Genomic DNA, 12,528 nt, shown 5'->3' with positions numbered 1-12,528 from the left:
TAATAATCAAGTTGTAAGATAGTTTCAGTCATATGAAAGGAAACTATATATTTTATGACATTTACAAAAAAATTGAAAAATGTAATTATCGGAGTAGCGACCGCCCTCGTAGCACTTACAGCTGGCGTTGCTATCGCTGATACCTACCATTCTGAATTTAGCATTGCTGATTTTGTTGACCAATCTACCAATTCTTCAGCTGTTGCAGCCAAAGAGGATACGATAAAGAAAACATATGAATCCAAGGAAGAGAAAAAGGTTTCTGATGTAAAAAAAGAAGAAAAGAAGCCAGAGAGTACTGAGGAAAGTACGACGACTGAAGCTTCCAAAGCGGAAGAAGTTGCTCCAGCTACAGAAACAAGTCAAGTAGCTAGCCCTGAGACAACCCCAGAAGTACAACAGCCCGTTGTTCAAGTTGCTCAACCTGAATATCAACAAGTACAGGTGCAACAAGTTGCTACTGAAGCTGTCCAAGCCCAACCTGTAGCTCAGGTTCAAGCAGCCCAGCCAGTTGTTACTGCAGGTGTCGGTGAAGCAGCTGCCAAAGAATTTATTGCTCAAAAAGAGTCTGGTGGCAGCTATACAGCTCAAAATGGTATCTACTATGGTCGTTACCAGCTCACAAGTTCTTACCTAAATGGTGATTTTTCACCTGAAAACCAGGAGCGTGTAGCAGACAACTATGTATTGCAACGTTACGGTTCATGGGAAAATGCCTACCAGTTCTGGATTGCCAATGGTTGGTATTAATAGGAATGTTGAAAGTCTAGCTTGCTAGGCTTTTTTTTCTTGTCTGTAAGTTCTTCAACTTTACAGAAATTGACACTATCGCTTATAATAGAGTTTCGATAGAAAAGAGAGAAGAAATGAACCTGCAAAAACGAATTTTCCGATTAAATATGGTCATGTTGATTATCTCCATGTTGGCTATCCTGGGAGTCAGCATTTATGTGGCCAATAGCATTTACCAAAACAGGGCTAATATGCAGTCAACTAGCCAACGGACAGCTACTAGTCAGTCGAGTATAGAGCAGTTTACAGGGACTGATTTTGCTAGTCTTGCTAGTCAGTTGGCTATGAATGGGGCCCAGCTCCATGTAGAGGAGGCCGGCCAGGTCCTTTATTCTAATATTGAGGAAGATATTGAAGATTTGGCAGGTGTGACGGTATCCAAGACAGCCCATGTTTCCTATGTAGATGGGGAAGTGGTCATCAGCCGTCTCCTTGTCCAGGAAGGGAAGTATTACCAACTCTATGCACTTTTTGAGGATAGTGATAGTCAATCAGGTTTTTCAGAATTTCAGTCCTTTCTCAGCCAGCTACTCTTAGTTGGTGGGATAGGGATGGTGCTTGTCACCCTTGTCAACTTCCTCTTTACACGTAGAATGCTTGCGGTTATCCTGCGACCGCTCAATCAGCTCCATGCAGCAGTTGAACGCATCAGCCGTGGTAATTATCAAGAGCCGATAGATTACCAGGGTGACCGTGAGTTCGAAGCACTTACAAAGGGTTTTAATAATATGCAGGAGTCTTTGGCAATAGCAGAGCAACAGACCACACTGTACGAGAAGAACCGTACCCAAATGGTAGCAGATATTTCCCATGATTTGCGGACGCCGTTGACTTCTATCAAGGGCTATGCCAAGGGAGTTTTGGACGGGGTTGCCAATACGGATGAAATGAGAGAACGTTATTTGCAGACCATTTATCAAAAATCCCTGGCAATGGAGCAGCTGTTGGAAAAACTTCTTCTCTTCTCAAATTTGGATACTGACCAGATGCCCTTTGATTTCCAAATTGTAGATTTACAGGAAATCTTGACAACTTATTTGACAGAAAAGCAAGTCGAGTTTACAGATGGTCAGGTACAATTTATAGTAGATTTGGTTCCTCAAACTCCTGTGAAAGTAGATATTGTGCAGTTTAAGCGAGTCTTGGATAATCTGTTAGAAAATGCTCGGAAATATGCAAAAGTTGATAATCTTGTCATCACCTTGACAAGTCGTGTAAAGGGAGAAAAACTTGAATTGCTATTTGCTGACAATGGTCGTGGTGTCTCGGAGCAGGCAAAAGACAGATTGTTTGAAGCATTTTACAGGGAGGACCAGGCCAGACAGGGGGCGGACGGCCATGGACTTGGCCTAGCCATTGTCAAAGATATTATCGAGAGACTAGGCGGCAGTATCAGGGTTGATAACTGTGACGGACTAGTTTTTACTATTTTACTGCCTTTGGAGAAAGAGAATGACTAGAATTTTAATTGCAGAAGATGACTTGGAGATTGCCTACCTGGAAAGAGATTATCTGGAAATGCAGGGCTATGAGGTGGATCTGGTCCATGACGGTGGACTAGTTGAGGAAGAAATTCAAAAAGAAGATTATTCCTTATTGCTGTTGGATGTGATGTTACCTAATAAAACGGGCTACGACATTTGCAGAGCCATTCGGGAGCAGGTTGATTTTCCTATTTTAATGGTGACTTCTAAGCAGGAGACAATTGATGTGGTGCGTGGCCTGGGCTTAGGTGCGGACGATTATATCAGCAAACCCTTTGATCCGATGGAGTTGGTGGCGCGTGTCAAGGCTCATTTGGCCCGTTATCAGCGCTTGGCCAAACCCTCAGAGCAAGCAGAGATTGTCCTTGGCGACTTGACCATTTATCAGGAAAATTGGAAGGTTATCAAGGCTGGTCAGGAAATCAAGCTACCCAACCGTGAGTTTGAGTTGCTTGTTTATCTGGCAAAACATCCCAATCGTGTCTTTTCAAAAGACCAGTTGTTTGAGAAAATTTGGGGATTTGACTATGTTGGAGATAGTGCTACGGTGACGGTTCACATCAATCGCCTGCGGGATAAGTTGGGTTCAGACCTGATTGAGACTGTATGGGGAGCTGGCTACCGACTCAATGGATAATTTATTTAGATTCGTTTAGAATTTGTTTAGAAATTTTCATCCTTATGTTCATACTTGTCAGCTATACTTATCTTATCAGCCAATGAGCTGGATAAATGAAATGAGGTCATAAGAATGGAAAACAAACACGAAATTATTGAACACGATGCAGTTGCTAAACAAGGTTTTTGGCAGAAAGCTAAGTCAAAAATTATGGGCATGACTACCAAGCAGCTAGTTTTTCTGGCTCTAGGATTGGCAGTTTTGAGTGGTGCTGGTATGATTGCGGCTGAAGTGTTTGACAATCAATTGGAGATAGCAGAGGATAAAGTCGAGCGTCAATTAGGATTGGAACAAGATTTAGATGATAAGATTGTCACTATCCCTTCTTCTACAAATACAGCTACCAATACTAGCCAGACAGCTCCTGCAACGAGCCTGGAAGCCTTGACAAATGCCTACGGTGTAAACTTAGTTGACAAGTCTGAACTGGATGGCACCTATACAGCAACCGCTGGAAATGACCAGTATACCCTGACTGTAAAGGGCAATCAGGCAACTCTTGTTGAATTGGATACTGATGGTGAGCAGGATTTGGAACAAATTATCTTTGACTTGGATAAGAAGCTGGCCTATGTAGATGGCGAGGCTGAAAGCTATACTTTGGAAGGAAATAATTTAACTTTGACAGAACTTGACAAGGAACTCTTTAACCAACAGGATAGCTTGACATTCACAAAACAATAAGAAAAGGACCGTAGAGGTCCTTTTGTCTTGACAAGGTTGTCAATTTTCGCCAAAGATTTCTTGTGCCAGTCGGCGACCAGTTGGTGTGGCAGCCAGGCCTCCTTCGGCAGTCTCACGGAAGGCGGTTGGTAGGGCAGAGCCTACTTGGTACATGGCATTGATGACTTCATCTACAGGGATTTTGGATTCAATTCCTGCCAGTGCCATATCTGCGGCCACCATAGCGTAGCTAGCTCCCATTGCATTTCGTTTGACACATGGGACTTCTACCAGACCTGCGACTGGATCACAGATCAGCCCTAGCATATTTTTGATGACAAAGCAGATGGCTTGGCTAGCCTGGTAGGGACTTCCTCCAGCAGCAAGGGTTAATGCCGCTGCGGACATAGCAGAGGCAGAGCCAACTTCTGCTTGACAGCCTCCTTCTGCTCCAGAGATGGAGGCGTTGTTGGCAATAACTAGACCGAAGGCTCCAGCTGTAAAGAGGAAGTCAAGTTGTTGCTCTTCCGTCAAGCTTAACTTGTCAATAGCAACACCAAGAACGGCAGGCAAACAACCAGCAGAGCCAGCAGTTGGGGTGGCACAGACCAAGCCCATTTTGGCGTTCAACTCGTTGACAGCCATAGCATTTCTTGCTGCGGATAGGATAGAGGAATCAGATAGCGTCTTGCCCTTTTTCATATAAGTGTCCAACTTGGCAGCATCACCACCTGTCAATCCAGAAACGGACTTGCTTTCTGTCAATCCGTCAACAATTGACGCTTTCATGACTGTCAAGTTTCTTGACATGATTGTCAAGATTTCTTCTCGGCTACGCCCTGTCAATTCAATTTCAGTCGCAATCATGAGTTCAGCTACATTGCCAGAAAACTGTTCGGCTTGCTGAACTAATTCTTCGATAGTATAAAACATGTCTTTCTCTTTCTAGTTGAAGAAGGTAACATTGTGCAGATGGGGAATTTTTTCAATTTCTGCAATAGAATTTTCACATTGGCGAGCATCCACTTCGATAATCATAATAGCTTTTTCGCCAGCTTGTTCACGTGTCACGTTCATTTGAGCAATATTGATATTGTATTTTGATAAGATGTCAGTTACCTTGGCAATCATACCTGGAACATCTTGGTGAACGATGATAATTGTCGGAGTGTTCATATTCAGGTTGACAGAAAAGCCGTTGAGCTCCGTTACTTGTATATTGCCTCCACCAATTGAAACGCCTGTGGCTGAGATGGACTTTTTGTCATTTTTAATGATGATTCGTGTGGTATTGGGATGGGGGGTATTGCTGTCCTTGTTGACACGCCAGTAAACCTTAATACCACGCTCCCGAGCAATATCCAGAGAGTCAGGAATGCGTGGGTCGTCTGTATCCATGCCTAAAATGCCTGCTACCAAGGCCACATCCGTACCGTGCCCACGATAGGTCTTGGCAAAAGAGTTGTAAAGTTGGAATTCGACCTCGGTTGGCTCATCACCAAAGATGGAAGACACAATTTTCCCAATGCGGACTGCCCCAGCTGTATGGCTGGAAGAAGGTCCAATCATAACAGGCCCGATAATATCAAAGACCGATTGAAATTTTAAATTTGTCATAACTATCCTCACGTTTTTCTTAATACTATTATATCAAATTTTTGATTTGGATAGAATGCCTAGATGAATGGGGTTTCAATACCAAATTCCTGTTTCTTCACCCTTTTGTGTGGTATAATACAAGTTGTTCAAAATCGACCTTCAAATCGTTTTTTGAAAAAATTTTGGAATACGACCTTCAAATCGTTATTTCTACGAAAAGATGGGAGAAGATGATGTCAATAGACAATTCGAAAACCCGTGTTGTTGTCGGTATGAGTGGCGGTGTGGACTCATCGGTTACGGCTCTCTTGCTCAAGGAGCAGGGCTACGATGTGATCGGCATCTTCATGAAAAACTGGGATGACACGGATGAAAATGGCTTCTGTACAGCAACAGAAGACTATAAGGATGTGGCTGCAGTGGCAGACCAAATCGGCATTCCTTACTACTCTGTTAACTTTGAAAAAGAGTATTGGGACCGCGTTTTTGAGTATTTCCTAGCAGAGTATCGGGCTGGCCGCACCCCCAATCCAGATGTCATGTGTAACAAGGAAATCAAGTTCAAGGCCTTCTTGGATTACGCTATGAACTTGGGTGCGGATTATGTGGCGACGGGCCACTACGCTCAGGTGTCACGCGACGAGGACGGCACCGTTCACATGCTACGTGGGGCAGACAATGGCAAGGACCAGACCTATTTCCTTAGCCAACTCTCACAGGAACAGCTGCAGAAAACCATGTTTCCGCTCGGCCATTTACAAAAGTCTCAGGTAAGGGAAATAGCAGAGCGAGCAGGCTTGGCAACCGCTAAAAAGAAAGACTCGACAGGCATCTGCTTTATCGGTGAAAAGAACTTCAAAGAATTTTTAGGGCAGTATTTGCCAGCCCAGCCTGGTCGGATGATGACCGTTGACGGTCGTGATATGGGAGAACATACCGGCCTTATGTACTATACGATCGGCCAGCGGGGCGGGCTTGGTATCGGAGGACAAATCGGCGGGGACAATGAGCCTTGGTTTGTTGTCGGAAAAGACCTGTCCAAAAATATCCTCTATGTCGGTCAAGGTTTCTATCATGAGTCCTTGATGTCAACTTCTTTACAAGCTAGTCAAGTCCACTTTACACGGGATATGCCTGAAGAGTTTACACTTGAGTGTACAGCTAAATTCCGCTACCGTCAACCAGACAGTCAAGTAACTGTCAAGGTAAAAGGTGATAAGGCAGAAGTCATATTTGCAGAGCCACAAAGGGCCATTACACCAGGACAAGCCGTTGTTTTCTATGACGGACAAGAATGCCTGGGCGGTGGCATGATTGATATGGCCTATAAAGATGGAGAGGCTTGTCAGTATATTTAGTTGACAGGTTTGTAAAGATTGTTTAACTTGACTTGTCAGGACAATTTGATACAATATTTCTAACAAGAACTATGATGGTCAAAGCTCATGGGAATTGTAGGCTTTTTTGTCCTGCAATTTTCGAGAGTTTTGGCTATTTTTTGCGATTGGGGAGAGAAGATGGATTTCAGAACGAGACACGACAATCAAATCTTCGGTGTTCGGGCAACGGGCTTGGTGGTACAAGATGAGAAACTTTATCTCGTTAAGTCGCCTGAAGGGAAATACTACACTTTGGGTGGAGCTATTCAGCTTGGCGAAACAACCGAAGAGGCTGTGCAACGGGAAATGAAAGAAGAAATCGGAATTGATGTGGAGGTTGGACCACTAGCTTTCATCGTTGAAAATCAGTTCACCTTGCAGGAGAAATCCTATCATCAGATTGAATTTCTCTATATAGTTACCCCACTGTCTAATCCAGCGACCAATCTGGAAGAAGGGAATTCTGTTCGCCAGTGTGAATGGGTTGCTTTTGCGGACTTAGAGAAACTGGATCTCAATCCAGCCTTTCTTAAGACCGAGTTAGCCAACTGGGACGGACAACTAAAGCATTTTATGAACAAAGACAACTAAAGTAGCGGAGGAAACCATGCCTGTTAAATTGATTGTCCATGTCTTGCTGACTGTTGCAGACAGCCACTTGATAATTCAGCGTTCGCAGATTAAGCGTGGCAAACCCAATGTCTTTCCGCAGCATTGGGACATTCCAGGCGGTCGTGTTGAGGAGAATGAGTTGCCCCGTGATGCTGCAGTGAGAGAGTGTTTTGAAGAAACAGGTATTTTGATAGAAAAGGAAAATCTGACCATTATCCATGAAGATAGTCAGTTCGATGAAGAGAAGCAGACTGTATTTACGAGGCTGGTCTATGAAGTGAAGCTTCTTGAACAGCCCAAAACCATTCTTCTTGACCTAGAAGAACATACAGATTTTCTATGGTTAGCCCCTAGCGATAAAAATAAGAAAAACTTAGTTCCATATCTGGACGAAATTTTAGAAAAGAGAAGGATGAATGGATTTCAGAACCAGAGTTGACAACCAGATTTTCGGTGTTCGTGCCACTGCATTGATTATAAAAGATGGGAAAATATTTCTCACTAAGGACTCTAATGGGCGTTATTATACCATTGGCGGTGCGATTGAGGTCAATGAGGTAGCAGCGGATGCGGCTGTTCGAGAAGTCAAAGAAGAATTAGGGGTTGACAGTCGTGTCAATCAATTGGCTTTTGTTGTTGAAAATCAATTTACACATGAAGGTATAGACTTTCACAATATCGAGCTTCATTTTATCGTGGAGCCTGTTGGAGAAATGCCTGAGGAGATGATTGAAGACAACTTGAAACAAGCTTGTGAATGGATAGACGTTGACAAACTTGTCAACCTAGATGTCGTACCAGTTTTTCTGGCAGAGGAATTGCCAAACTGGAGTGGACAAGTTAAACACATTATGAACATGAAGGAGTAAACAACATGACACACACATTTGCAGAAAACTACGATGTCATCGTGATTGGTGCGGGGCATGCGGGTGTAGAGGCGGGCTTGGCAGCCAGTCGGATGGGCTGTAAGACCTTGCTTGCAACTATTAATTTGGATATGGTGGCCTTTATGCCTTGTAATCCCTCTATTGGCGGCTCTGCCAAGGGGATTGTGGTAAGGGAAATCGATGCCCTGGGTGGCGAAATGGGCCGCAACATTGACAAGACCTACATTCAGATGAAAATGCTCAATATGGGCAAGGGGCCAGCTGTTCGTGCCTTGCGGGCTCAGGCAGATAAGGCAGAGTATGCAGCAGAGATGAAGCGGACGGTGGAGCGTCAGGAAAATCTAACCCTACGTCAAACTATGATTGATGAGATTTTGGTGGAGGATGGCAAGGTTATCGGTGTCCGCACGGCTACCAACCAGAAATTCTCAGCCAAGGCGGTCGTAGTGACAACTGGTACAGCCCTGCGTGGTGAGATTATCATCGGTGACCTCAAATATTCATCAGGCCCTAACAATAGCCTTGCTTCTATCACGCTGGCGGATAATCTGAAGGAGCTTGGTCTTGAAATCGGTCGGTTCAAGACAGGAACGCCACCGCGTGTCAATGCTCGTACCATTAACTATGAAGACACGGAGATTCAACCAGGCGATGAAAAGCCTAACCATTTTTCATTTTTGTCCAAGGATGAGGATTATTTGCAGGATCAGATTCCTTGCTGGTTGACCTATACTAATGCGACCAGCCATGAGATTATCAACAGCAATCTCCATCGGGCACCTATGTTTTCAGGGATTGTTAAGGGGATTGGTCCCCGTTATTGTCCGTCAATCGAGGACAAGATTGTCCGTTTTGCCGACAAGGAACGCCACCAGCTTTTCCTAGAGCCAGAAGGCCGCAACACCGATGAAATTTATGTTCAAGGGCTGTCAACCAGTCTGCCAGAAGATGTACAGCAGGACTTGATTCACTCTATTAAAGGCTTGGAAAATGCCCAGATGATGCGGACGGGTTATGCCATTGAGTACGATATGGTCATGCCGCACCAGTTGCGGGCGACGCTGGAAACCAAGAAGATTTCAGGGCTCTTTACAGCAGGTCAGACCAACGGAACATCAGGTTATGAAGAAGCAGCTGGTCAGGGAATTGTAGCTGGTATCAACGCCGCCCTCAAGGTACAGGGCAAGCCAGAGCTGATTTTGAAACGAAGTGACGGCTACATAGGTGTCATGATTGACGACTTGGTGACCAAGGGAACGGTGGAACCTTACCGCCTCTTGACCAGTCGGGCAGAATACCGCTTGATTTTGCGTCATGACAATGCCGATATGCGACTGACGGAGATTGGTCGTCAGGTGGGCTTGGTGGATGATGAACGCTGGCAGGTTTTCCAAATCCATAAAAACCAGTTTGACAATGAAATGAAACGCTTGGAGTCTATTAAACTCAAGCCAATCAAGGAAACCAATGAAAAAGTCGTTGCTATGGGCTTCAAGCCCTTGACAGACGCTTTGACTGCCAAGGAATTCATGCGTCGTCCAGATGTGACTTACGCAGATGCGGTAGCCTTTATCGGCCCTGCGGCAGAGGAGTTGGATGCCAAGACCATTGAATTGATTGAAACAGAGGTCAAGTATGAAGGTTACATTGCCAAGGCCTTGGACCAAGTAGAGAAGATGAAACGCATGGAAGAAAAACGGATTCCAGCCGACATCGACTGGGATGACATTGACTCCATTGCGACCGAGGCTCGTCAGAAATTTAAGCTGATTTCACCAGAAACTATTGGCCAGGCTAGTCGGATATCTGGTGTCAATCCAGCAGATATCTCTATTCTCATGGTCTATTTGGAAGGGCGTAGCCGTTCCATTGCCAAAAATAAGGATAAGAAGTAGTCCTTGTGACTGCTTTTTCCTTTGGATTTCAGGGTCATAGCTAGAATTTTTCGGTAATTTATGGTAGAATGGCAGTCAGAGGTTAGTGATGAAAAAATTTCGATTTTCGACAATTCATTTTGTCATGATTGGACTGATTTTGTTTGGACTAGTGGCTGTTATTCACCGCATTTTTCCGACAAGCGTCCTCACAATTTTTGCGCTTTTACTGAGCTTAATTGTCTTAGTTGTGCTCTTTATTTATCAGAAACATTCCTATGAATTTAGCGAACTGGAGCAGATTGAATATTTAAATAGTCAGGCAAATTCTGGTCTCATGAAGCTTTTGGATCAGATGCCGATCGGTGTGATTAAGGTTCAAGCAGAGACCAATCAAGTCGAGTGGTTTAATCCTTTTGCGGAGTTGATTTTCGCTCAGGAAAATGGTGAATTTGACCAGAAAAAGCTACGTGAAATTATTGATGTCGGTCTAGATGAAGATAGGGTTTATGCTAATTTTTCTGGAAAACGCTATGCGGTCAATGTTGATTTTGAACAGGGCTTATTTTACTTTTTTGATGCCTCCAATGAATATTCTGCAACCAATAGTTTGATTGGCAGTCGACCAGTTATCGGGATCATTTCGGTGGATAACTATGATGAGCTGGAGGATACAATAACGGATTCTCAGATTAGCCAGGTCAATTCTTTCTTGGCTCAGTTTGTGTCCGATTTTTGTAATGGTTATGGCATTTACTACCGCCGTGGTTCTATGGATCGTTTCTATTTTTTCACGGACTACGGTGTTTTGGAAAGTTTGATTGAAGATAAATTTTCGGTCATTGACAAGTTTCGTGAAGAGGCTAAAAAGTTAGAATTAAGCCTAACGCTTAGTATGGGTTTGGCTTACGGGACAACCAACCATCATCAAATTGGTCAAGTTGCCCTGCAAAATTTGAACATGGCAGAGGTCCGTGGTGGTGACCAGGCTGTTGTCAAAGAGAATGACGACCGTAAACAACCGCTCTTTTTTGGTGGCGGCTCAGCATCATCTGTCAAACGTACTCGTACCCGTACTCGTGCCATGATGACAGCGGTGTCTGATAAGCTCAAGTCAGTCGATGCGGTGTTTGTAGTCGGACATCGAAACTTGGATATGGATGCTCTGGGCTCCTCTGTTGGGATGCAGTATTTTGCGCAAAATATCATGAACAATGCCTATACGGTCTATAATCCCGATGAGATGGCCCCGGATATTGTTCGTGCGATAAAAAAATTGAGCGATGAGAATTGTTCGAACCTGCTTACAATTCAAGAAGCCAAGCAGATGGTTACTTCCCACTCTCTGATGATCATGGTGGATCATTCTAAGATTGGCTTGACCTTGGATAAGGAATTGTATGATTTGTTTACCCAGGTTATAGTCGTAGACCACCATCGTAGAGATACGGATTTCCCTGATAATGCTATCTTGACCTATATCGAGAGTGGTGCAAGTTCAGCCAGTGAGTTGGTGACAGAGCTTATTCAATTCCAGAATGACAAGCGCCACAAGCTTAATCGTCTTCAGTCAAGCTTGTTGATGGCGGGGATTATGCTGGACACCAAGAATTTTACCTCGCGCGTGACCAGTCGGACCTTCGATGTGGCTAGCTATCTGCGTACTCGCGGTAGTGATAGTCTGGAAATTCAGCAGATTTCAGCGACAGAATTTGATGAATACCGTCAGATTAACGAGCTGATTTTGCAAGGACAGCGGTTTGAACCCCAAATCGTCATTGCCCGTGGCAAGGAAGGAACGAAGTACGATACAGTCGTTCCAAGTAAGGCGGCGGATACCATTTTGGATATGGCAGGCATTGAGGCAGTCTTTGTTCTGACGGAAAATACTCAAGATTATGTGGCGATTTCTGCAAGAAGCCACAGTAAAATCAATGTCCAGCGGATTATGGAGGAAATGGGCGGAGGCGGTCACTTTAACCTGGCTGCAGCCCAAGTCTACGACCTTACAATGGATCAAGTCTATGATAAATTGACGGATACGATTCGTCAGGAACTTAGTGAAAGTTAGGAGAGAATAGATGAAAGTTATCTTTTTAGCAGACGTAAAAGGCCAAGGAAAAAAAGGCGAAATCAAGGAAGTGCCAACAGGCTATGCCCAAAACTTTTTGATTAAGAAAAACTTAGCCAAAGAGGCAACTACCCAGGCCATCAGTGCCCTGCGTGGTCAAGAAAAATCAAAAGAAAAAGCCCATGCCGAGCAGGTTGCAGCAGCAGAAGCCATCAAGGCAAAGCTGGCTGAGGAAGCTACCTTGGTCAAATTTGTCGAAAAAGTGGGTCCAGACGGACGTACCTTCGGCTCTATTACCAGCAAGAAGATTGCCGAGGAATTGGAAAAACAATTTGGTATCAAGATTGACAAGCGTCATATTCAATTGGACCACCCAATTCGTGCCTTGGGTTTGATTGATGTTCCTGTGAAAATCTATCAGGATGTAACAGGCGTCATCAATTTGAGTATCAAAGAGGCTTAAACTATTTGATTTTTAGTCATAT

Annotated in this window: 13 protein-coding genes; 11 read left to right on the top strand and 2 right to left on the bottom strand. The window is 44.1% G+C overall.

All coding sequences use genetic code 11. The features are described from left to right. Positions 1 to 54 precede the first annotated feature (54 nt). From ACHBID_RS05785 to ACHBID_RS05770, 4 genes are all read left to right on the top strand, one after another. Entirely contained in the window at positions 55 to 750 is a 696-nt protein-coding gene (locus tag ACHBID_RS05785) for a peptidoglycan-binding protein LysM (protein ID WP_394731822.1), read from the top strand. Positions 751 to 866: 116 nt separating this feature from the next. Next, positions 867 to 2,252: an ATP-binding protein gene (locus ACHBID_RS05780; RefSeq protein WP_172074156.1), complete on the top strand. Its 1,386-nt coding sequence runs from the start codon at positions 867 to 869 to the stop codon at positions 2,250 to 2,252. Beyond that, positions 2,245 to 2,913 (top strand): response regulator transcription factor, encoded by a 669-nt coding sequence (locus tag ACHBID_RS05775; protein WP_105111324.1) that lies wholly within the window; start codon positions 2,245 to 2,247, stop codon positions 2,911 to 2,913. The genes ACHBID_RS05780 and ACHBID_RS05775 overlap by 8 nt, the downstream gene beginning before the upstream one ends. Positions 2,914 to 3,027: 114 nt before the next feature. Beyond that, positions 3,028 to 3,639, top strand: coding sequence for a DUF3642 domain-containing protein (locus tag ACHBID_RS05770; protein WP_394731823.1), 612 nt, complete (start codon positions 3,028 to 3,030; stop codon positions 3,637 to 3,639). Positions 3,640 to 3,678: 39 nt separating this feature from the next. Here the strand turns inward: ACHBID_RS05770 and sdaAA are convergent, their stop codons facing one another. Both sdaAA and sdaAB read right to left on the bottom strand, forming a co-directional pair. After that, positions 3,679 to 4,551 (bottom strand): L-serine ammonia-lyase, iron-sulfur-dependent, subunit alpha, encoded by an 873-nt coding sequence (gene sdaAA / locus ACHBID_RS05765; RefSeq protein WP_105111322.1) that lies wholly within the window; start codon positions 4,549 to 4,551, stop codon positions 3,679 to 3,681. A 12-nt stretch (positions 4,552 to 4,563) separates the two neighbouring features. Then, entirely contained in the window at positions 4,564 to 5,235 is a 672-nt protein-coding gene (gene sdaAB / locus ACHBID_RS05760) for an L-serine ammonia-lyase, iron-sulfur-dependent subunit beta (RefSeq protein ID WP_024379555.1), read from the bottom strand. 215 nt (positions 5,236 to 5,450) lie between these two features. Here sdaAB and mnmA point away from each other — a divergent pair, with 215 nt between their 5' ends. The 7 genes from mnmA (at position 5,451) to rplI (ending at position 12,506) form a co-directional block, all read left to right on the top strand. Beyond that, positions 5,451 to 6,575, top strand: coding sequence for a tRNA 2-thiouridine(34) synthase MnmA (mnmA, locus tag ACHBID_RS05755; RefSeq protein ID WP_394731824.1), 1,125 nt, complete (start codon positions 5,451 to 5,453; stop codon positions 6,573 to 6,575). Positions 6,576 to 6,734: 159 nt separating this feature from the next. Continuing rightward, positions 6,735 to 7,187, top strand: coding sequence for an NUDIX hydrolase (locus tag ACHBID_RS05750; RefSeq protein WP_394731825.1), 453 nt, complete (start codon positions 6,735 to 6,737; stop codon positions 7,185 to 7,187). 16 nt (positions 7,188 to 7,203) lie between these two features. Beyond that, a complete protein-coding gene (locus ACHBID_RS05745) occupies positions 7,204 to 7,647 on the top strand; it encodes an NUDIX hydrolase (protein ID WP_394731826.1) in 444 nt (147 codons plus the stop codon). Beyond that, positions 7,625 to 8,077 carry an NUDIX hydrolase gene (locus ACHBID_RS05740; protein ID WP_394731827.1) on the top strand — a complete coding sequence of 151 codons (453 nt, stop codon included), beginning with the start codon at positions 7,625 to 7,627 and terminating at the stop codon, positions 8,075 to 8,077. Before ACHBID_RS05745 ends, ACHBID_RS05740 begins: the two co-directional genes overlap by 23 nt. Positions 8,078 to 8,082: 5 nt before the next feature. Next, the gene (gene mnmG / locus ACHBID_RS05735) at positions 8,083 to 9,993 is read left to right on the top strand and encodes a tRNA uridine-5-carboxymethylaminomethyl(34) synthesis enzyme MnmG (RefSeq protein ID WP_394731828.1); all 1,911 of its coding nucleotides are present in this window, start codon (positions 8,083 to 8,085) and stop codon (positions 9,991 to 9,993) included. 88 nt (positions 9,994 to 10,081) lie between these two features. Next, positions 10,082 to 12,043, top strand: a complete 1,962-nt coding sequence (locus tag ACHBID_RS05730; protein WP_105160727.1) for a DHH family phosphoesterase — start codon at positions 10,082 to 10,084, stop codon at positions 12,041 to 12,043. A 10-nt stretch (positions 12,044 to 12,053) separates the two neighbouring features. Then, positions 12,054 to 12,506, top strand: a complete 453-nt coding sequence (gene rplI, locus ACHBID_RS05725) for a 50S ribosomal protein L9 (RefSeq protein WP_105122429.1) — start codon at positions 12,054 to 12,056, stop codon at positions 12,504 to 12,506. The last annotated feature ends 22 nt before the right edge of the window (positions 12,507 to 12,528 follow it).

It is taken from the genome of Streptococcus sp. A25 (genome assembly GCF_043674095.1).
Classification (GTDB): domain Bacteria; phylum Bacillota; class Bacilli; order Lactobacillales; family Streptococcaceae; genus Streptococcus; species Streptococcus suis_V.
This window is presented reverse-complemented; position numbering and strand designations above follow the sequence as displayed.

Excerpts from the sequence above, each read along its gene's own strand:
- ACHBID_RS05785 (WP_394731822.1), top strand. The coding sequence starts at position 55 with ATGACATTTACAAAAAAATTGAAAAATGTAATTATCGGAGTAGCGACC.
- ACHBID_RS05780 (WP_172074156.1), top strand. The coding sequence starts at position 867 with ATGAACCTGCAAAAACGAATTTTCCGATTAAATATGGTCATGTTGATT.
- ACHBID_RS05775 (WP_105111324.1), top strand. The coding sequence starts at position 2,245 with ATGACTAGAATTTTAATTGCAGAAGATGACTTGGAGATTGCCTACCTG.
- ACHBID_RS05770 (WP_394731823.1), top strand. The coding sequence starts at position 3,028 with ATGGAAAACAAACACGAAATTATTGAACACGATGCAGTTGCTAAACAA.
- sdaAA (WP_105111322.1), bottom strand. The coding sequence starts at position 4,551 with ATGTTTTATACTATCGAAGAATTAGTTCAGCAAGCCGAACAGTTTTCT.
- sdaAB (WP_024379555.1), bottom strand. The coding sequence starts at position 5,235 with ATGACAAATTTAAAATTTCAATCGGTCTTTGATATTATCGGGCCTGTT.
- mnmA (WP_394731824.1), top strand. The coding sequence starts at position 5,451 with ATGTCAATAGACAATTCGAAAACCCGTGTTGTTGTCGGTATGAGTGGC.
- ACHBID_RS05750 (WP_394731825.1), top strand. The coding sequence starts at position 6,735 with ATGGATTTCAGAACGAGACACGACAATCAAATCTTCGGTGTTCGGGCA.
- ACHBID_RS05745 (WP_394731826.1), top strand. The coding sequence starts at position 7,204 with ATGCCTGTTAAATTGATTGTCCATGTCTTGCTGACTGTTGCAGACAGC.
- ACHBID_RS05740 (WP_394731827.1), top strand. The coding sequence starts at position 7,625 with ATGGATTTCAGAACCAGAGTTGACAACCAGATTTTCGGTGTTCGTGCC.
- mnmG (WP_394731828.1), top strand. The coding sequence starts at position 8,083 with ATGACACACACATTTGCAGAAAACTACGATGTCATCGTGATTGGTGCG.
- ACHBID_RS05730 (WP_105160727.1), top strand. The coding sequence starts at position 10,082 with ATGAAAAAATTTCGATTTTCGACAATTCATTTTGTCATGATTGGACTG.
- rplI (WP_105122429.1), top strand. The coding sequence starts at position 12,054 with ATGAAAGTTATCTTTTTAGCAGACGTAAAAGGCCAAGGAAAAAAAGGC.